An 18,273-nucleotide genomic window follows, 5' to 3' on the forward strand; every position below is an offset into this window, starting at 1 on the left:
AAATAGGGTAGCTGATTACTGAATGAAGTATCTGAATTTAACGGAAAAGGACCGGCTTGGCTTCTGTAGCTTGAAATTGTCGTAGGACAAGTTGTCTGTAAGATTCCGGCACTCCAGGGATAGGTTGTATTTGCCTTTTTCCATTGAGTAACTCAGCGAAGCATTGTGGATAAACTGCGTTGGGATGTCGGACTTGCCATTTGGGTTTCCTGCATTTTCCCAGGTCAGGTAGAACCAGTTGATATATTGCGTAAACCAGTTGAACTGCAGTCTTGTATCTTTTCCCAGCAGGTTGTCTTTGCCGATGCCAAAGTCTGCATTTCCGAACAGGAATGGCTGGTTGGGGATTTTATTATTGTAGGTATATTCAGGTACCATGGATTCTGTTGAGCCTGTTTTGGTTTTGTTTACTGCATTCTGGTAAGTGAGGTTTAGGTTGAGGGAGAGCAGCTCGCTGTACGCATATCGCAGTTCAGACTCAAAACCTGTGATGAGTACGTCTGACTTGTTCTCATTTTTCAACAGTTGTGAGCGCAGATCAGGAACAGGGTAGATGAAGTCTTTTGCATTTCTGTAAAACCCGGAAGCCTCAATGAAAAAGCTGTGTCTGTCCAGTCTGAACGAATAATATGCACCGATATTAATGTTGTCGCTGCGTTCAGGTTTCAGGTCCGGGTTGGGTTGCAGATTAAGGCCATCACCAAACATCTCTTCTGCTTCCTGAAGGCGGTATGCATGTTCGTAAGATGCTTTCAGCCCGAAGTTTTGGGTTACCTTATATCTTGAGGCAACACCATAGCCCCAATTGCTGAAGGTCGTATCGAGCAGCGAATAGCTGCCGCTGATTAATTTGGGGCGTTCCAGGCCGAGCCGATAATATTTGGCAAATACAGTATTGGACAAACGCTGATCAAGCAGGTTTTGCTGATAGGCGAGGCCGACGATTTGTTTTTTCATCAGTCCCGGCATTGAGTCCCTGCTGGCGAAATACTGGTTGTAATTTTTATTTTTCAGGTGATCAAAAGTATAGTTAAGGTTCAGCGAGTGTTCGTTGTTGATCAGATAACTCATGTTGGCCATAGCATAAGTCCGGGGCCTTGCAATGTTGTTTATTTGTTTGAGGGAGCCCATCTCTGGGGAGCTTTTAACTGTCCAGGTACCATCCCAGTAGTACTGGCGTAAAAGGGTATCTGTGGTTTTGGATTCGTCTTTTGTTCTCGATGCAAAGGCGCTCAGATTGAGGCCTTCCGTGAAGATGTCATTCTTTTTATAACGGATGGTCCCATTAGCAGAGCTGCTGGTCTTACGGACTTTTCCGTATACGATTTTCTGCTCAAAACCGGTTTGCAGATCCTGCGTACTTTCGTTGTAGCCGCCGCCGATGAACAGGACATCCGCCCATTTTTTGTTGACAACGCCAATTTCTGCCTGTCCACTTGCAGACATGTAATTGTCGTGGAAGCGCCTGATATCGGTACTGACAAATTCCGCCCCGTTCAGATCTACAATCTGGTCGCCATCCCTTACTCCACCCTGCAGGATTTCTACATCCTTCATTTTATAGTTGTTGGCTGAGGAGTTAAAGAAGCCGCTACCTTTAAAGATAAGCCCTGTTTTTTGATCTACAAACTGCCCCGTTAATGCGGAGCGGTTGGTGCTGAAGGAACCATAGCTATGGCTCAGGTCGAGGTAGTTGCTGACCTTCTGATTGGTGATTACATTGACCGCACCGCCCATGGCATCGGCACCAAGCGTTACAGGAACTACTCCCTTGTAGACTTCCAGGCGCTCAGCGAGGTTTACAGGGATATTGTTCAGCGACATGGCGCTGCCCATCACTTCAATAGGGATGCCATCGATAAAGAATTTTACCTGTTTGCCAGAAAGTCCGTTGATGGAGAATTTGAAGTCTGAGCCTAGTCCACCCTGTTCCCGGATCCTGACGCCCGTGCTCCTGTTGAGGATCTGGTTCAGGTCTGCCGTAGTATTGGCAAACTTTTTCGTCTCAATGGCATTTACCGCAAAGCCCGATTCTTTGACTTCCTGATTTTTGGTTTTACCATCTATGGAGACGTTGTCCAGTTGCTGTGGGTCTTTGCTTAAGGAGAAGTTTAGTGTTTTCTGCTGTCCGGCGCTGAGTGTGACAGACTGGGAAGATTTCAGGTAACCGATATAGGAAACTATAACCGTATAGGTTCCAGGGGTTATTCCTTTAATTTCATAGCGACCACTGATATCGGTGATTACGCCATTTTTGGTTCCTTTTATAGTGACCGTGGCACCAATAATGGTTTCGGTACCATCTTTTACCTGTCCGGAGATGGTAGCGTTATTCTGAGCAAAAGTGCTGAAGAATAAAGTGCTGAGTAGTAGTAAGAGTAGAGTTCTGCGATATAACATTGTTTTAAGCTTGTATTTACCCTACTAGTAGCACAACTACGCACATCCCGAAGGTGCCAAGCAAAAAAAGTGTTAAATTTTAATTAGAGTCTTCATGGAGCTTGTCGATACGCATGATGAAATCGGTGTTACCGCTCAAATGAAGTCCTTTTTTCAAGGATTCGTTTTTAAGATCGTACATCCAGATATCGTTCCCCTCTTTAGGTGAATTGACAGAGATGTAGGCGACGTCGTTTTCCACGAGTACACATTCCCGTCTTGTTCCCTTATCCAGTGGAAGGTCCAGCTTTTTAAGAACGGTTTTCTTTTTGATATCAAGGAGATAGAATTCGAAATGGGCGGTGCTGTGGTGGTCACTGATGCCTTTATATAAGTCTTTTCTTTCTCCCCTGATGATGGCTTTTCCGTTGCCGAGGTACCACATTCCGTAAGCATGGTTTTGTATTTCTGATGCGGAGATGTTGAAGAAATAATCCGGGTCTATCTTATTTTCATCGGCCTTGATTTTGAAAATGGCTGTTGGGAGGTCCGGGCGGTTGCCTAATGCTATCCCAGGGCAGGTCATGAAGTAAAAGTCTTTCTTTTCATCATGGAAAGTATAGGATTGGATGGCGTTGGTACCTCCGGGGTAGGTGGATCGCAGTTCTTTTGAGGTATTCAGCAGCCGCATTTCCGGATAGCTCAGGGTACTTAGAAAAGTGGTGTCGCAGGTGGTGTAACTTGATGGGCTGAGTTCCTCATGATAAGTGTAGGCAATCAGGAGCTGGCCACCGCGCCGCTCTGTAAGTCCGATCGACATAGATGAAAATTTTCCATCGGGAACGGCAATTTCAGTGTCCCCGGAGGCGATCAGTTTCATCGTACTGACATTCACCAGGGCATATCTCACACGGTTGTACTTATTGTAGTTCAGCCCCGTCAGTAATAAGGTGTCTTTTGAGATCCAGTAAAAGTTCTCAATAGAAAAGTTCTTTATCTGGAGGCTGTCCGTTTCTGTGAGCACGTCAGACTGCACCGTGTATTTGGAAAAAGCAGCTGTTTTGTAATTCAAATGGTAATAATAGCCGTCTTTGACGATGATGTCCCTGTCCATCTGCTCTTCACTGATGGGCACGCCTGTTTTTTCCGGATATAGCGTTCCGGAGGAAAGGTCATTGGTCTCCAGCAAGTACTCATGATTGTCCTTCCCAAGGATGTAAATACTGTATTTCTGAGGTGTTGCTTTTTTGGCCGAATCCTTAGGCTGGCAGGAGAGGAGCAGTACCGCGATGATTAGTAACGGAAGGTAAAGCAGTGCTTTTTTTGCCGGATAGCGCATAAAGATCGGGGATGTTAGATATTGAACTGATTTGTAATTTGTTTTTGTATAACCGGGGGAAGGTTGGACAATTGTTTTTCATTGATAACAATGATTTTGTCATTTCCGGAAGCGTCATTGAAGATTACATAAGTTTCTCCCGCTTTCAGAGTCATCTTTTCTGTGGTACCCTTCAGGACGATGGCGATATTTTTCTTTGGACGGATTACGATGCTTCCCGACAGGCTGATGTCTCCGGTTTGGTAGTTAATGGTGGCATAGCTATTTGGCGCAATGGCAATATTACAGCCGCTGGAGCTGACATGCCGGATGTCTATGGCGCTGCTATTGTTGACTGACAGCTGTCTTGTTGCAGGAGCGCCGGGAGTCGACATCAGCTGAAAGGCGGTGAAGCCAATAAGCCCCAGTAACAGTGATGCTGCAAATCCCTTAGTCCAGAAACTCAGGTGCCAGTGAGCGGGGTTTTCTTCTTGCTTTGTGTCTTCGGGAAGGATGGATGCGATCTCGCGCCACATTTCTTCCTTATGCTGCTGCTTGGATGCTCCTGCGGGAAGTACGAGTTCTTCAGTAGAAAAGTCGGCAAACAGCCAGTCTTCTACAACATCTTTTTCTTCAGGTGTGCATTCTGACCGGTGATATTTTTCTATAAGTTCCTTACTGATCTTCATCCAGCGGTTTGACTAATCTTGATTAGCCGTCTAAATTAAAACAAAATAGCTGAAAAGCCATGTGAAACGAAATGGAAAAATTGATTCAATTTTGGTAATCCGAGAGGTTTACTTTCAATATGCTGGTTGCTTTTGAAATGTGGTACTCTACTGCGCGCTCAGTAATCAGCAGGTGACTGGCAATTTGTTTGTTGCTAAGTCCCTGATCCCGGCTCATCCTGAACACCATTTTGCACTTACAGGGCAATGCTTCTACCAGGTGGCTCACTTTTTCTTTCAGGTTATTAAAAAACACGCGTTCTTCTGTACAGTTGGTGGATCCGCTACAGTCCTGCATTTTAATGCAGATGTGTTTCTCGCGGCTCTGTTTGTTGCGGATATATTCAAAAGTCTTGAACTTTGCAGAACGGATGAGGTAATGACTGACCTTCTCCACCTCCAGCTCCTCCCGGCGTTCCCATAGCGACTTGAAGATGTCCTGGACCATTTCCCTGGCAGGCTCGCTTTCACGGATGTTGTGGTAACACACCGCATACACCTTTTCCCAGTAGAGGTTATAGATCGTTTCGAAAGAACGGCGGTCGATTCGGAATTTACTTTGCTTGGAAGTACTAAATGCGCTTTCTGACAATGTATTGGAAGGTTGGTTCGTTGCAAATATACTATTATTTAGAATTATTATAAATGCAAATAATCGAAATTGTAACTTTTCTGTGTATTACGTGTTTTAATTTAATGTATGCATAGGGTTTAGCTTTATTGCTGATGGGATGAATCCGTGTTGATTGAAAAGAAACGGATTGGTTAAAAAAAAGCTGATGAAAATAAGTGCAGGTATATTGTTGTTCCGGAAAAGTGATTATGGTTTAGAGTACCTGCTGGTACATCCAGGCGGTCCATTTTACGTCAGGAAAGATGAGGGTTTCTGGTCCATTCCTAAGGGCGAGCCTGAGCCCGGGGAGGAGCTGATGGCCACAGCTGTGCGTGAATTTGAGGAAGAGACTGGTTTCAGGCCCTCAGGAAATTTCATGGAATTGCCGCCGATCAGGCAAACTGGTGGGAAGGCAGTCTACTGTTGGGGAGTAGAAGGTGATTTTGATCCGGATACGCTAACCTGCAATACCTTTGAGATGGAATGGCCGCCAAAGTCGGGACAGCGCAAGGCTTTTCCGGAGAATGACAGGGCTGCCTGGTTTAATCTGACGGAGGCATGCAACCACATCCTCGAAAAACAAAGACCGTTGCTGAGTGCACTTGACGCATTGTTACGTCCGAAGAAATAGATGATTTTCGTGTGTGTTGATATACAGTAAGTTATCAACATTACTGGGTTTGATAAAACTATTTGACGACTTTGCGTGTTTTTCCGCAAATAAAGAATAAATGAGCCCATACGAAGTGAAAATTGGAGGTGCGACACTCACTGTCAGACCTCAGGAAGATGGAACGTATCTGATCTACCGCAATAACTTAAAGCTTGCCCAACTTGTCAACAAAACCTCCGAACACGGAACGATATGGGAAACCACAGACTGGATTGATGATGAATATGCCCGTCAAATTGGGGCAGCCATAGAAGAACATGAAGAGGTGCCCAGTTTATACTCCAATATTTTAAGGTAATTTTTTAAAACATCTTTGAAAGTTAGGTGTTTACAGAATGTTAACCTCAAAATTCCCTGATATGAGTAATTCTGTAACGATGAATCACCTGAACTCTATTTTGCTCGACCTATCCGAAGTAAAAGAACTTAATTTTTGGGCTGAAAAGCTTGGCGTGCGCCCTGAATCATTAAAAACGGCGGTAAGAGCCTCCAGAAGTAATGCGCTTGACCAGATTATTATCTATTTGAAAAGCTGCAACCAGATTCATCAGGAATATCTGCCAACAGTTTAAGAAACCGATTCCATCTTTTATATTTTTTTGTGTTGATAAAAAACGTCGGGAAAGCTTGTAGGTTTGATGGAGCTGAATCCTAAACTTCGGACTTTTTATTGACCACAAATTCCAAAAGACTATCTAGGTTTTTAATGTGCATTTGGCCTGTGGAGGTGTTCTCCAATACCTGGTCGTCACTATGCAGATCCTGACAGGAGGTGTTGATAATTAAGGATTTGGTGCGGATGGTCTTCACTGGAAACTTGATGCGCTCATGTGTCTTACGTTTCTCAAAATAGCTGCTGAGCAGTGCACGTTCGGATTCCCTCACCAGTACGACATCAAAATAACCATCACCTGGATCGGCATCGGGACTGAGCTTCAGGTGGGGCCCTACGCTGGAAATGTTCATGACCTCAATCAATAAAAACCGGTCTTCAAAAACCTGATCATCTATTTCTATCGTTGCAGCCGTGGCCTCATAATTCATGGAAAGCTCATGCAGCGTATCCAGGGCAAGCTTAAATTCTTTTTCGGGCGTGTCGATAGCTGTAGTATCTGTCGCTTTAAGCGTGGACATTAGTTTAGGGAATAGCCCAGTGCCGAAAGACTCAATGAAAAATTCTATGGTTTCCAATCCGACCACTTGGCCAACATCAAATTTTTTCAGATGATAGTTGTTCCATGAGGTAATGTTGCTTTTGTTGTTGCTGCTGATGTGGAGTGCAGTGGCAATGTTGTTGGCGGTACCAAAAGGAAGCAACGCAATGGGTCTTTTATACTTCAGTTTTTTATCAAGCAGTTTCAAAATAATCTTTCTTACCGTACCATCGCCGCCTGCGATAGCGATGAACTCTGTCTCCGGATCGACACCCCTGATGCCCCGTCGTTTGGAAGAAGTATAGGCGCATCTGAAGCCATGGGACTCAATCAACGAAATGATTTCTTTCTTAGTATACCTGCCTTCACCTGCTGTTGGGTTGTGGACCAACCGGATTAATTTTCCGCCTTTTTTCATATTGTTGGAACAATAGTCGGCTTATGAAGGTTTTTAATTACAGATGATTTATTTATAAACATTTAATTCAAAGTCCTATGAAGATATTAATCACCAATGATGATGGAATTTACAGTCCGGGAATTGCCGCACTGGCAAAAATAGCAGCCGCTTTTGGAGAGGTAAGAATTGTAGCACCTGACGTGGAACAGTCCTCAATGGGACATGCAATCACACACTCCCGACCACTATCGCTGAAAAAATCACCTATCGCTTTTGATGGAAAGGAGGCTTACCGGGTGAATGGTACGCCTGCCGACTGTGTCGCCCTTGGACTGCACATCTATCCGGATACAGAAGTGGTACTTTCGGGAATCAATATGGGGCCCAACCTCGGGAATTCGATGTGGCATTCCGGAACGCTGGCAGCGGCTAAACAGGCCGTATTACTAGGCATTACAGGAATAGCACTGAGCACACCCGTGGGCAAAACAGAGCCGGATTTCAATGCTTTTGCAGACTATGTAAAAGAGGCCCTGGAAGTCATCTTTGAAAATAAAAAATTGGGTTTGTACAATGTGAACTTTCCGCCGCAGCCAAAAGGGTTAAGGTGGACACGGCAGTCGGTAAGGTTGTATGACGGCAAGGTAGTGCCAGCTCTGGATCCAATGGCACGTAAACATTATTGGATTACAGTAACCCCACTAGAACAAGCTGAGGAGGGAACTGACAGATGGGCTGTGGAGCATGATTTTGTGTCTATCACGCCACTGCGTCTTGACCTCACCAACGAAGATGAACTGAAAAAACAATTGGACAGCGCTGTCGAACTGAATAAACAATTGTAATTGGTATAGGACAGCCTCTATATAGAGGCTGTCCGGTATGGGATTAGTCCAGCAAGGTCCAGCTTCGTTTTGTCTGTACCTGCTGTACCATTTGCTGTTCTGCAACAACAATGTTTTCTTTTCGTTGCCCGATGTATTCAAGGGTACTCAATTTATTCCACAAGGCTACCATGACTTTCAGAAATTCATCAATGGTGGCCATGGAGATGTGGATCTGCTGGTGATCGTATACGAGTTCAATGTTTCTGGCCAGGAGCTCTTCGAAGTTTCCAGGGGTGACATCCCTCCATTCATAGAAATATTTTAACATTTCTTCTCTTTCCCGGGGATCGATCAGCTTTATTCCTGTAAAAAAGACATGGGCAAGATTGGAACACTGCCCGGCGATAAAGATGGGCGATTGCTGGAAGCCCAGGTTTCTGTAAGCGAAAAACAGCTGGGAGATGTAGTCCAGCAGCTTCTCGGACAGCAGGCGTATATTTTTACCCAGCGTAGTGATGGCGTCCTTTCCCGATGTTTTGTCGATGATCTTGAAAGCAGACAGCTGAAGGTCATTGAAATATTTATTGAACAGCTCGTAGTAGCGGATGAGTATGGGATGGCTGACAATGCTGCTGCTTGGAGGAATGTAGTTGCTGTTGACGCTGACGCGGCCGCCTTCCTGGACCAGTTGACCGATTGTCAGGTGGTAGCTGTCCGCAGCACGTGGTGCAATTTCCGAGGCAGGCAAAATAGCAATGCTGTAGGCTTTGGAGATCTCCGGATAACGTGGCGGTGTGTCCTGAGGATCGGGGGTGCCTGAAGGTACCCTGCCAAAAGGATTTACCATCAGCAGCACATTGTAGATCATGGTTTTTGATTGGTCTGTCGTCTCCGGGTTAAAATAATGGCTGTAGCTGAGCTGCGACTCCATATCGGCATCATTGAAAATATCAATTCTGCATCCTTCAGCAGTGATGGCATTGCAATGTCTCACACGTACTTCAATGTGATTGGTTGCCCGTTCCATGATCTCGATGTTGTGTGAGGACTGTTGTCCTGCGAAAGGAGGGAGGAGCCCATAGTTGTATCCTGTTAAAAACACAGAGCTGGCATCCCTTACAAAGTCCTGGTTGAACTGATCTGCGGCCACAAAATGCCCGCTGGAAAGTTTCATGCCGTCGATCCAGTTTACTGGTTTATATTTTAATGGAGCTATCATAATGGTAACAATAGGTATGGTGTGATGATCGTGTTAATTGTTAAATAAATATGGCCTCATCGCCAATTTTTTCAGGTGCGATGGCATTTTCAGAGACGCGTTTTGCGTAAATGGTCATTTTTTCGGTGATGCCGTTTTTCAGGATGTCAAGATCGGGATCAATGAAAATGTTTTTTTTGAAAAATGAGGTTTTGATAAAGAAGATCCATTGGTAAGCTTCCTGATGATCAGTTCGGTACTGTACGGGGTTTTTAGGGAACTTCAGGTTGTAATCTTCAATGAACTTATAGAACCAAGGGCCAAAGACCATGTTTTCAGGTGCTTTCACCTTCACCCTTAAGGGCTCCGGATCGTCGGTGTTTTTGTAGAGTTCCAGTTCAAGGACGAGCATGCGGTCGAAGTCCAGGTGGTCCATGTCAATAATCAATGGTGAAGAAGGGTATTGCCACACTTTGTAAATCTCCGTTGGGATGCTGATGAGTGCAACATAAGCCCACCAGAAAAAGAAGGGTACGATGACAATGGCAATGCTGGTTGCCGCCCACAGTCCAAAGCGGATCTCGCTGAGCCAGTTGAAGGCCAGCTGAAACAGGTAAAAGCTCAGGAGGCAGCTGATGAGTAAAGAGAAGAATATGAAGAATTTTCGTTCAATTAGTTCTTTAGGGTAATATTTTGTGAGGAGGAAAACTGCAAAACTGCCCGTGAGCAGGAAATATAACTGGCAGATGATGTAACCCCAAGGCATAAAATCAAAACTCAGGAATCCCAATAATCCGGGCAAAGCAAGGGCAATACCCATTACGAGGATAGACAAAATAAGTTTTTTGTTATTCAGAAACTGATTTTTTTTGTTGACGACAGATAATGCGGCAGCAGAAACTACGAAGATGATCGGAAAAAGCAGGTATCTGGTAAAAATTGATTGAACGTCCATTAAAATATACTTGTTTTGTTATCCCTGAGCTTATCAAATATAATACCTTAAATTTTTCCGGTAAACTGGTACAATTATTAAGGTATCCTTTAATATGATACAAAAGTTGATTATGGAGCAATCGCTATATTTAAAAAATGACCTCAATACAGATTATAAAGCCATAGTCAAGGCTGCCGAGCTCATCGAAAGCGGTGAGTATCAGTCCGATCAGATTGCAGTCCTGCCTGTTGGCGATAAAAAAAGGGCCTTCAGTAAAGAAATCAGCGGACATCAACTTTATTATTCGGAAAGCAAGCGTACAGAGTGCTTGACGTTGGAAATCAATCGAGAAGGGCTTTACGATATGTTGCCGGAAGGTTTGTTCCATCAACCACCTACGGGCAGCGCAAGCATGTCTGAGGAGGATATGGTGGAAGATGTGAAGTTGCGCAGGGCGGAGGAAAAAGATGCACGCCGATTTTTTATGCCCTTTGAAGCGGAGCTGAATCATATGAAAATTCTGCTTGAGCTGTACGAGAACCGACTGGATAAAAAGACTACCTATGCGGATCTCACGCAGATATTTGCCTCTGAATGGACGGAGTTTAGGTTGTTCAACAGAGAACAAAGCATCATCTGGATGAACTTTTTGCCACTCATCCATCAGAAAAGAAACGATGTAAAATTTTTAGGACAATTGTTGAGTCTTCTTTTTAATGTCAATGTAGAGGTCAGTTACAACAGTTTTCCTTTTCGTAAAGTGCCGATTGAGGAACCGATGCAGTTCAGGCTGGGATCCGGTACCCTGGGGATTAACAGCATCATCGGCGACAGTTTTATCGCTGAAGAGGAGGAGCTGGACATTTCAATAGGGCCAGCAAGCACGCTCCGGTTGCTGGATTTTATGCCGGGCACCGCAAATGACCATATTATTGCGCTCACTGTGGCGTACCTGATGCCGGTAGACGTTGCCGTGGAGATCAGTCTGATTGCGACTGAACATGAACGTGTTGCAGAGCTTGGGCTAGATGCGGCCAACTCTTACCTCGGCTATACCGTTTACCTGTAAATTTAACTGGCGACTACCTGTAAACGGAATACGTACTCAGAAACAGTCGGTAGTGGATGTTCATGATGCTCCGGTTCTCCAGTTTTGATTTCGTGAGCAGGAGTATGGATTTCCATTCTTCTTCATTAAGCTGCTGGCGGTCAGTGGGCTCAATCACGATATCCGTGGTTTTGATAAATCCTGCTTTGGGGTCTTGAGAAGTCATCAGGCCTTTTCTGATTTCTATATTGCTGACCTTGTTTCCCAGTTCATAATGACAAAAGTTGATGATGTCAGATTTGGTGACAATCCTGTCTGCCGTCGTCAATCCGTACTTATAAGCCTGCACCCTGTTGCTGGCATTCAGCCTGGAACGTCCACCCATTGTATTGCTGAGCAGCAGTAGTGTTTCGGGTTTGATTTTGCTGTTTTCAAAAGCTTGCAGCCTGCTTCCGGAGCGGATGGTGTTGCCCAGTTCAGCGTTGGTAGTCCAGAAGTCGAGGAACATGATGTCGGCCCCATTCTGCGGTTTTACAATAATGTAATTGAGGAGTTCCTTGATGTTGCTGAGCTGTGTTTTTGTTTTCTGTTCGATGATGGAAATGTTTTGTTCCAGGTCTTTTAGTGTGCTGCTTAAGAATTCAGATCCGTAAGCAGAAAATGCAGCCTTTTCATCCCTCAGCAGCTCAAAAAGATAATCCACTACCTCTTTTGCATTTCTGTTGTCAAAACGTTCTGTTCCCCCATACCTGATGGCATAAGAGCCTGTACTTTTTTCTTCATCCTCGCTGTGTGGGATTTCCGTATAGGGATGTCCCTGTTTGTCAGAAAGGGCATGTACAGAGAGAAACTGTTCATTGTCCTGGAGTTTTACAGGGATGATGTTTGACATCATCTTCAGCCGGTGTTTGATGTCGTTCATCTTTTTATTCACTACCGGAAAGGCATTTACCGCAATATGAAGCTCATCGAGCAATTGTTCTGTAAATGCAGCAGGGAACTGTACTTTAAACCACAGCATCGGGACTTTGATCTGTTCAATAGCTGCAGGGAAACGCTGACTGAGTACTTCCGGACAGCTGCCCAGGTGTTTGTCTGGTGGCAGCAGGTCCTGCTGATCAATGGTCAGAAATCGGTTAGCATACAGGTTATGTACATCTTTAGTCAATACCTGAAATACGTCGTGCTTTTCGAAGGCCGGATCGACAGCTTTCTGTTTTTCAAGGTAGAAGTTGTCCAGCGATAGTTGCACTGGCTGGTGATTTAAAGTCCATTGGCTTAGTGAGATCAGGTCATATAGCTCCTCATTGACGAGGTAGTTTTTCCAGTCGAAGAAAAAGCTCATCCCCTGAATATTAGTGAGGGTAGGAGATACCTCTACACCTAGAAATACGGTATTTTGAAGGTCAGCCTGTTTGTTGGGGGTGCTGGCAATCAGTGTTTTATTGTGGCTTCCATCAAATTGAAAAAAGTGGTTTGCTGTAACAAAATAGCTGACCGCTGCATTAAATACCTTAACGGGCTTCAAGGGACTGAAGAAAATATCGATTGCCTGCTCTTTGCTCTCATCAATGCTGCCTTTGATTTTCTTTTTATAGAAAAACTGTGCAGTAGGCTCCAGGACGTCGGTGCCTTCAAAAGGTCTGGCTTGAAGGATCGCATGGGCAGGGAGCGCAGTAGTGAGGGTGTCTGAGGCCAGGATCCTCGAGATTTTATCAAGAATCCTGTTTTCGAGGTTTTTTACTTCATTGGAGACGTTGAAGAGCTCGGTACTTAAGGCTTCAATCAGCAGTTTTACCAATGGGTCAAAATCTGTTGCTGTTTTTATCCCCCAGTAGTCGCGGGCATTTTTTAGAATCCTGTTCCTGATCTCGTCTTTTGATGAATAAAATATGTTTTTCATTTATGGCAATGGCTAAAACGTTATTTTCTTAAGTGTCTATAATATTGTTCATTAATTTCCTGAAAATAGATCAATTGCCCTTAGCTGGATAATGGACTTAGGAAAAGAGCGGTGTTGAAATAATATTTTTCTCCGGTAACATTCATTTTACCCCTGACGGAGATGTCTACCTTCTTTTTTATTTCCGTTACATTCCTCACCGAAAAGAATTTCTCTACCTCGCTCATTTTGATTTCTACTTCTACCTGATATAAACGTGTTTCATACGTTTCTACAGCGCGTAAAAGGGACTGGCGGAACTTTTCTTCCCAGATGGTTTCACTTACAATCAGCTCGAAATCGAGGTCCCAGATCTCACATCCGAAGCTGGGATTGTAGCGGTGTTCGCCATACCTGCTGAAGATGATCAGCTCGATGTTTTTAGAGATGGATTTACCCATATCGGCCTCCTCCAGATCCTTGTTTTCAAAGATGCTTTTTAGCCGAAAGGGTTTGTTGTAGTAGAATTCTGACATATCAATCTTGATGAATGGAACAGTAATTGGTAATTGAACCTAGAATATTGTGCCGAAAACTGATAAAAAATTTCAAACATTAAGAATTTATAGAATACATGTTAATTTAAAATTACCAAACAAATCATCTCCTATTTAAACGCCTTATGAAACCTATTAATGCAGAAGAACTTAGGAAGTCTTACCAGCTCTTTGTTCTAAATTTTATTGCACTGACTGCATTTGCAATATTTTGTGTCTATTTATTTTTCGCCGCATCCAGGCGGGAGTACGCACTTCTCGAACGGGAAGTTAAGCAGACGGATCAGCTTTTTCTGACAAGGAAAAACATCAATATGAAGTTTGATCTTATTCTACTCCGTTTCAATCAACTTTCTAAATATACTTCGATGAACGCCTCGGAGATCAATAACCAGGCAATTCTGCTGGAAGATATCCAGAATACCAATTTCAAGATCAAGGAGCTCATCAAGAAGCAGCCGCGGGACGTCAGCAGTTTTGAGCTGTATCGCAAAATGACTGATGACGTAGCGCAGATGGCGGGCATTCAAGATTCCCTGTTCACAACGCGTTTTCAGATTGAAAATGTGAGGACACAGCTTCAATCCTGTTTTGATTTAAATCAGAGTGCAGCCAGAAGACTGAGCCGAGGGATATTTAGCAGATAGAATTATGATAAAACTTAGTGTAAAAGAACGAAGGGATCAGTTTTTATTTTTTATAGGAATTTTTCTATTCACCACGATGCTGCTGAGCTATGGACTGTTCAATGACCATGCTGACGGCCGCGTAGTCTCAAAAGCCGAGCTTTCGGAGAAGCTGAGCAGCAATGCTGAGTTTGAGGAGATGATAGCTGAACAACGGGCAACTGTAGATACCACCTACAAACAGATCATGTCTTTTGATCCGAAAGTACAGGCCGTATTTCTCGAAAATGACATTAAAAACTCCCTCAGTTCCATCAAATCCAATTATCAGCGGAAAGCTTATGACCAGCGGTACAAAACCTTCCTGCAGGTATCACAGCTTTATAATGATCTTTTTTACAACCGAAGGGAGCTGAAGGGAAACAACTCAGATATTGAAAACCTTAACAAATCATTGGAAGACTGCAAGCTGTCTACGAGACAGCTGAGGGCGACAATGGGTAACCAAAGCAGATAAATTAAAACTCAATACTAAAAATTACATGGCCGACTCTACAACTACCAATGGAAAATCAGTAAGCAGTAATTCGCAGGGGTACATCTTCCTCTGGATATTTATTGCCATTATCATCATCGCCGCGTTGATCTTTCTTTTCAAGAGTTCTCTTTTTGATAAACGTACCGTGGATGCCCGGATTCTTAAAGATGAATTGTTTCTCAATGAGGATCTTGTGTTTACCGACAATACAAAAAATGCAAAAAAATGGGTTTGGGAATTTGGAAATGGTGCGAAATCTGAAACACAAAACGGGACTTACCGTTATGCAAAAACCGGATCTTACATTGTGCGGCTGACCGTAGATGGAGAGTTGCGTGAGCAGTTTCCGGTGACCGTAAGCGATACCATTGCAGCAGCTGTAGATACGCTGGTCAGCATCAGTGGCCCTACATCAGGAGTGATCAACGAAGAAGTCCGCCTGGAGGCAGAAGGCAATGGCAACAACTTTCAATGGGCCTTCGGTGAGACCAACCGCGTCGATGTGAAAGGAAGAACAGCACTTTATACTTATCGCTTGCCAGGTAAATACCTGGTCAGACTGACCACGGAGAGGGATAGTCGCCCGATCTACCATACCATTTTCATTACCGATCCAGATGCAGACCTGGATGGCATCATGGTGATGCCGGGTGAGGGAGAGCGCAAGGTGATTGACGACATCAGGAGTCGCCTGCAGGCAATTGCCAATGGTGCTGATTTCAACACCAACTATTATTACCTGATCAGAAAGTACCTCTGCAACAATGAGAAAGTAACCGTTGCTGTGGAACAGGATAGTGTTAAAAAGTCAATGGATTTTTATTCCTACTGTATGGGGCTCACTTTCGGCGGGGAGATTACCGTTGATGAAGCGCAACTGACCATCAGTCCGAATTCCACCTGTGCAAGCCTGCTCAACATCAAGCAGCACTCTGCAAAAATTGAGAAGAAATAAACGCCTGCTGACAGCTGAAGAAAAAGAATAAGCCTTAGAAAAAGAATACGCCTTAGAAAGATAAAATACAGACTATGAAAAGAATGCTCATCTTAATGCTCTTTACCCTTGGCTCGGCACAGCTCCATGCGCAGTCGCCAGCCTCCTTTGGTAAAAAAGTAAAATATATGCCTGAGGCTTATGAGAAGCCCTCAGAAATGACTAACAGTTCCGTTTCCGGAGGGAGCAGCGACCTTCCCTGGATTGTGTTTTCCGACCGTGATGAAAACTACACGACAACCGCCCCTGGTGGTAGCCTGATCATGAAAAAACTCAACTTCATGGAGCCTTTTTACGTCTCCAAGGAAGAAAACGGGTACCTGAAACTGATTCAGTACAAAGCAGGAATGATCCGCGGCAGGAAAATCAACGATAAGAAGAGTGCGATCAGCTATGGCTGGATCCCAAAATCAAAGTTGTTGTTATGGCAGCGTTCCTACTCCAATGGGAAAACGGGCTATCCGGAGAAATCCATTGCCATCATCAATGGCAAGTTACCGCTGACGGAAGCTAAATTTTTCTACGACAATACCGATTCTTTATACATCTACAGTTCTCCAGAACTGAAAAAGAGAACCACAAAGATCAGATTACATGAGATCACTTATGTCTATAAAAAATCAGAAGACGGAAAGAAATACCTGGTAGGTAACCAGGATCAGCTGGTGGCAGACAGTGCACGTAAGAGCATTTATGGCTGGGTAGCCTGTGAGGCTGTGCACAGCTGGGGTGACCGTTTGTTTATTTCTCCGAAGGAGCTGTCGAGCAGAGACCAGGATGATTCCGTATCGATGGTGCTGAGCAGTGCGAAATCTGATCCTTTGCTGGACTGGGATAATGTGTTCATGAGAAGTTCGCCGGTGATGGTTGCCAATGATGGTTCCCTGAATGTAGGTGTGGCAAATGACGTGTACTCCAAAACAAATAATAAGATCATTACGATCAACGGGGCATCATTAACTTATCAGAATTACCTCGACCTCAGAAAAAACATCCATAAGATCAATGTGATCTTTGTGATTGATGGCGGTAGTCCGATGACGAAGTATTTTTCCGGACTGATCAATACCATTCAGTCTTTTGAAAACACCTTCAATGACTACGGAAGAAATCATAAAATCAGTTATGGTGCAGTGGTTTACCGCGATGGTACCAACTGCCTTGCACCGGGCATCCTGAAGTCGCCTGCAGTGTCAGCGGATTACAGGCAGCTGATTTCTTTCCTGTCGGGCGAAGCGAAAAAAACAGAGCGCTGTAACGGAAGAGTGGTTCAGCAGCCGGTTTACGACGGGCTGACCGCAGGTCTGGAGCTTTTGAAAGATCATAAGAATGAAACCAACCTGGTGGTGCTTATTGGCAGTACAGGTAATGAAGGCAATTCTAATGCAAGGTTAAACCAGCTGACCTCTGCGTTTGCGCAGGTTGATGCCCGGTTATTGTCTATTCAGATGTACAGCGACTACGATCCCTCATTTAATAACTTTGTGCTTCAGTCGAAAAAACTTGTTTCCAATTCTGCAGCATATACTGCGGAACGTAAAAAGCGCTTCTTGGTTAAAGGAGAAGGTCTGACGGAATCGCAGTCTTATAATACAAGCCGTACAGACTCCATCTCCTTTTATCTGGATTATCCAAAAAACAGCCTGATTCAGGGTGGGGTGGTGTTTCCTACAAAAGGGTCAGTGAACTCCAATGAGTCGATGACGTTTGCCATGCGCAGGTTCATCCGGGAGACAGACTATGACATTTCCAATCAGATCAGCTCCCTGGACAGTGCATTCCGTTTGACGGGCATTGCGCGTAAAAACCTTGCTTATGCAGTAGAGCAGCAATTGGAAGCTCCTGTGTCTGCTGACGTAGCCGACAGGATGCCGCATAATGGCTTTAAGTATTTTACCGCTGTACCGGTAGCAGCGGATGTGGTAGAGAAAAATAACCACCTGATGCAGTATTCCATCGTGCTGAATACCATGGAATATAAACAGATCAATGATATTTTCTCTCTGATGATCGGTCAGAATTTACAGCCTGATCAGTCTTCTTTCCGCAAAGACCTGGCGAAAAATTATTGGAATATAGCCGATAAATTCCTGGACCTGAACCTTTCGAAGGGAGAGGTGAAATCCATGAAGCTATCGCAGTACATCCAGACGGTAACAGGCTTACCGGTAACCAATGACCTGCTGACCAAATATAGCGTCAATGACCTGAGAAAAGAAAACAAGATGCCGCAGTCGGACTTTGAGTCTTACCTCAAGTTCCTGATTTCATCCAGTGAAAACTTCAAAAGAGAATCTCAGTTAAATCAGCAGTTCATCTCAAACGGAAAAACCTACTACTACATCACCCAGAAAAATTTTGAACAACCAACATCAGAAAAGGAGACTGCACAGCTATAACT

18 protein-coding genes are annotated in these 18,273 nt (G+C 44.2%); 9 read left to right on the plus strand and 9 right to left on the minus strand.

Annotated features, from left to right (window positions below; translation table 11 throughout):
* Nucleotides 1-15 precede the first annotated feature (15 nt).
* From PBAL39_RS20205 to PBAL39_RS20220, 4 genes are all read right to left on the minus strand, one after another.
* Nucleotides 16-2,400 carry a TonB-dependent receptor gene (locus PBAL39_RS20205; RefSeq protein ID WP_008245067.1) on the minus strand — a complete coding sequence of 795 codons (2,385 nt, stop codon included), beginning with the start codon at nucleotides 2,398-2,400 and terminating at the stop codon, nucleotides 16-18.
* A 79-nt stretch (nucleotides 2,401-2,479) separates the two neighbouring features.
* Complete coding sequence (locus PBAL39_RS20210; RefSeq protein WP_008245068.1) at nucleotides 2,480-3,718, minus strand: hypothetical protein; 1,239 nt, start codon at nucleotides 3,716-3,718, stop codon at nucleotides 2,480-2,482.
* Nucleotides 3,719-3,732: 14 nt separating this feature from the next.
* Nucleotides 3,733-4,386, minus strand: a complete 654-nt coding sequence (locus PBAL39_RS20215; protein WP_008245069.1) for a hypothetical protein — start codon at nucleotides 4,384-4,386, stop codon at nucleotides 3,733-3,735.
* A gap of 85 nt (nucleotides 4,387-4,471) precedes the next feature.
* Nucleotides 4,472-5,017: a sigma-70 family RNA polymerase sigma factor gene (locus tag PBAL39_RS20220; protein WP_008245070.1), complete on the minus strand. Its 546-nt coding sequence runs from the start codon at nucleotides 5,015-5,017 to the stop codon at nucleotides 4,472-4,474.
* Between the two features lie 187 nt (nucleotides 5,018-5,204).
* Between PBAL39_RS20220 and PBAL39_RS20225 the strand changes: the two genes are divergently transcribed.
* The 3 genes from PBAL39_RS20225 to PBAL39_RS20235 all read left to right on the plus strand — a co-directional run bounded on the left by PBAL39_RS20225 (nucleotide 5,205) and on the right by PBAL39_RS20235 (nucleotide 6,283).
* Nucleotides 5,205-5,669 carry an NUDIX domain-containing protein gene (locus PBAL39_RS20225; protein ID WP_039867289.1) on the plus strand — a complete coding sequence of 155 codons (465 nt, stop codon included), beginning with the start codon at nucleotides 5,205-5,207 and terminating at the stop codon, nucleotides 5,667-5,669.
* Between the two features lie 100 nt (nucleotides 5,670-5,769).
* Complete coding sequence (locus PBAL39_RS20230; RefSeq protein ID WP_008245073.1) at nucleotides 5,770-6,009, plus strand: hypothetical protein; 240 nt, start codon at nucleotides 5,770-5,772, stop codon at nucleotides 6,007-6,009.
* 61 nt (nucleotides 6,010-6,070) lie between these two features.
* Nucleotides 6,071-6,283 carry a DUF3606 domain-containing protein gene (locus PBAL39_RS20235; protein WP_157274137.1) on the plus strand — a complete coding sequence of 71 codons (213 nt, stop codon included), beginning with the start codon at nucleotides 6,071-6,073 and terminating at the stop codon, nucleotides 6,281-6,283.
* Nucleotides 6,284-6,362: 79 nt separating this feature from the next.
* Here PBAL39_RS20235 and PBAL39_RS20240 read toward each other — a convergent pair whose 3' ends face one another.
* Nucleotides 6,363-7,283, minus strand: coding sequence for a diacylglycerol kinase family protein (locus tag PBAL39_RS20240; protein WP_008245075.1), 921 nt, complete (start codon nucleotides 7,281-7,283; stop codon nucleotides 6,363-6,365).
* 77 nt (nucleotides 7,284-7,360) lie between these two features.
* Here PBAL39_RS20240 and surE point away from each other — a divergent pair, with 77 nt between their 5' ends.
* On the plus strand, nucleotides 7,361-8,110 hold the full coding sequence (surE, locus tag PBAL39_RS20245; RefSeq protein ID WP_008245076.1) for a 5'/3'-nucleotidase SurE: 750 nt from the start codon (nucleotides 7,361-7,363) through the stop codon (nucleotides 8,108-8,110).
* A gap of 43 nt (nucleotides 8,111-8,153) precedes the next feature.
* Here surE and PBAL39_RS20250 read toward each other — a convergent pair whose 3' ends face one another.
* Both PBAL39_RS20250 and PBAL39_RS20255 read right to left on the minus strand, forming a co-directional pair.
* The gene (locus PBAL39_RS20250) at nucleotides 8,154-9,311 is read right to left on the minus strand and encodes a hypothetical protein (protein WP_008245077.1); all 1,158 of its coding nucleotides are present in this window, start codon (nucleotides 9,309-9,311) and stop codon (nucleotides 8,154-8,156) included.
* A gap of 40 nt (nucleotides 9,312-9,351) precedes the next feature.
* A complete protein-coding gene (locus PBAL39_RS20255) occupies nucleotides 9,352-10,245 on the minus strand; it encodes a TssN family type VI secretion system protein (RefSeq protein WP_008245078.1) in 894 nt (297 codons plus the stop codon).
* Nucleotides 10,246-10,357: 112 nt separating this feature from the next.
* On the opposite strand from PBAL39_RS20255, the gene PBAL39_RS20260 reads away from it, so the two are divergent.
* On the plus strand, nucleotides 10,358-11,296 hold the full coding sequence (locus tag PBAL39_RS20260; RefSeq protein ID WP_008245079.1) for a type VI secretion system baseplate subunit TssG: 939 nt from the start codon (nucleotides 10,358-10,360) through the stop codon (nucleotides 11,294-11,296).
* A gap of 13 nt (nucleotides 11,297-11,309) precedes the next feature.
* On the opposite strand, the gene PBAL39_RS20265 is transcribed toward PBAL39_RS20260, so the two are convergent.
* Nucleotides 11,310-13,178, minus strand: coding sequence for a type VI secretion system baseplate subunit TssF (locus tag PBAL39_RS20265; RefSeq protein ID WP_008245080.1), 1,869 nt, complete (start codon nucleotides 13,176-13,178; stop codon nucleotides 11,310-11,312).
* An 80-nt stretch (nucleotides 13,179-13,258) separates the two neighbouring features.
* Nucleotides 13,259-13,693, minus strand: coding sequence for a GPW/gp25 family protein (locus tag PBAL39_RS20270; RefSeq protein WP_008245083.1), 435 nt, complete (start codon nucleotides 13,691-13,693; stop codon nucleotides 13,259-13,261).
* Between the two features lie 146 nt (nucleotides 13,694-13,839).
* Between PBAL39_RS20270 and PBAL39_RS20275 the strand changes: the two genes are divergently transcribed.
* The 4 genes from PBAL39_RS20275 to tssR all read left to right on the plus strand — a co-directional run bounded on the left by PBAL39_RS20275 (nucleotide 13,840) and on the right by tssR (nucleotide 18,271).
* Nucleotides 13,840-14,361 carry a hypothetical protein gene (locus PBAL39_RS20275; protein ID WP_008245085.1) on the plus strand — a complete coding sequence of 174 codons (522 nt, stop codon included), beginning with the start codon at nucleotides 13,840-13,842 and terminating at the stop codon, nucleotides 14,359-14,361.
* Between the two features lie 4 nt (nucleotides 14,362-14,365).
* Nucleotides 14,366-14,857, plus strand: a complete 492-nt coding sequence (locus PBAL39_RS20280; RefSeq protein WP_039867280.1) for a type VI secretion system transmembrane protein TssO — start codon at nucleotides 14,366-14,368, stop codon at nucleotides 14,855-14,857.
* Nucleotides 14,858-14,882: 25 nt separating this feature from the next.
* Complete coding sequence (locus PBAL39_RS20285) at nucleotides 14,883-15,833, plus strand: PKD domain-containing protein (RefSeq protein WP_008245088.1); 951 nt, start codon at nucleotides 14,883-14,885, stop codon at nucleotides 15,831-15,833.
* 74 nt (nucleotides 15,834-15,907) lie between these two features.
* Nucleotides 15,908-18,271, plus strand: a complete 2,364-nt coding sequence (tssR, locus tag PBAL39_RS20290; protein ID WP_008245089.1) for a type VI secretion system protein TssR domain-containing protein — start codon at nucleotides 15,908-15,910, stop codon at nucleotides 18,269-18,271.
* Nucleotides 18,272-18,273: the final 2 nt, after the last annotated feature.

The sequence above is a fragment of the Pedobacter sp. BAL39 genome, assembly GCF_000170795.1.
Lineage (GTDB): Bacteria > Bacteroidota > Bacteroidia > Sphingobacteriales > Sphingobacteriaceae > Pedobacter.

Excerpts from the sequence above, each read along its gene's own strand:
- PBAL39_RS20205 (WP_008245067.1), bottom strand. The coding sequence starts at position 2,400 with ATGTTATATCGCAGAACTCTACTCTTACTACTACTCAGCACTTTATTC.
- PBAL39_RS20210 (WP_008245068.1), bottom strand. The coding sequence starts at position 3,718 with ATGCGCTATCCGGCAAAAAAAGCACTGCTTTACCTTCCGTTACTAATC.
- PBAL39_RS20215 (WP_008245069.1), bottom strand. The coding sequence starts at position 4,386 with ATGAAGATCAGTAAGGAACTTATAGAAAAATATCACCGGTCAGAATGC.
- PBAL39_RS20225 (WP_039867289.1), top strand. The coding sequence starts at position 5,205 with ATGAAAATAAGTGCAGGTATATTGTTGTTCCGGAAAAGTGATTATGGT.
- PBAL39_RS20230 (WP_008245073.1), top strand. The coding sequence starts at position 5,770 with ATGAGCCCATACGAAGTGAAAATTGGAGGTGCGACACTCACTGTCAGA.
- PBAL39_RS20235 (WP_157274137.1), top strand. The coding sequence starts at position 6,071 with ATGAGTAATTCTGTAACGATGAATCACCTGAACTCTATTTTGCTCGAC.
- PBAL39_RS20240 (WP_008245075.1), bottom strand. The coding sequence starts at position 7,283 with ATGAAAAAAGGCGGAAAATTAATCCGGTTGGTCCACAACCCAACAGCA.
- surE (WP_008245076.1), top strand. The coding sequence starts at position 7,361 with ATGAAGATATTAATCACCAATGATGATGGAATTTACAGTCCGGGAATT.
- PBAL39_RS20250 (WP_008245077.1), bottom strand. The coding sequence starts at position 9,311 with ATGATAGCTCCATTAAAATATAAACCAGTAAACTGGATCGACGGCATG.
- PBAL39_RS20255 (WP_008245078.1), bottom strand. The coding sequence starts at position 10,245 with ATGGACGTTCAATCAATTTTTACCAGATACCTGCTTTTTCCGATCATC.
- PBAL39_RS20260 (WP_008245079.1), top strand. The coding sequence starts at position 10,358 with ATGGAGCAATCGCTATATTTAAAAAATGACCTCAATACAGATTATAAA.
- PBAL39_RS20265 (WP_008245080.1), bottom strand. The coding sequence starts at position 13,178 with ATGAAAAACATATTTTATTCATCAAAAGACGAGATCAGGAACAGGATT.
- PBAL39_RS20270 (WP_008245083.1), bottom strand. The coding sequence starts at position 13,693 with ATGTCAGAATTCTACTACAACAAACCCTTTCGGCTAAAAAGCATCTTT.
- PBAL39_RS20275 (WP_008245085.1), top strand. The coding sequence starts at position 13,840 with ATGAAACCTATTAATGCAGAAGAACTTAGGAAGTCTTACCAGCTCTTT.
- PBAL39_RS20280 (WP_039867280.1), top strand. The coding sequence starts at position 14,366 with ATGATAAAACTTAGTGTAAAAGAACGAAGGGATCAGTTTTTATTTTTT.
- PBAL39_RS20285 (WP_008245088.1), top strand. The coding sequence starts at position 14,883 with ATGGCCGACTCTACAACTACCAATGGAAAATCAGTAAGCAGTAATTCG.
- tssR (WP_008245089.1), top strand. The coding sequence starts at position 15,908 with ATGAAAAGAATGCTCATCTTAATGCTCTTTACCCTTGGCTCGGCACAG.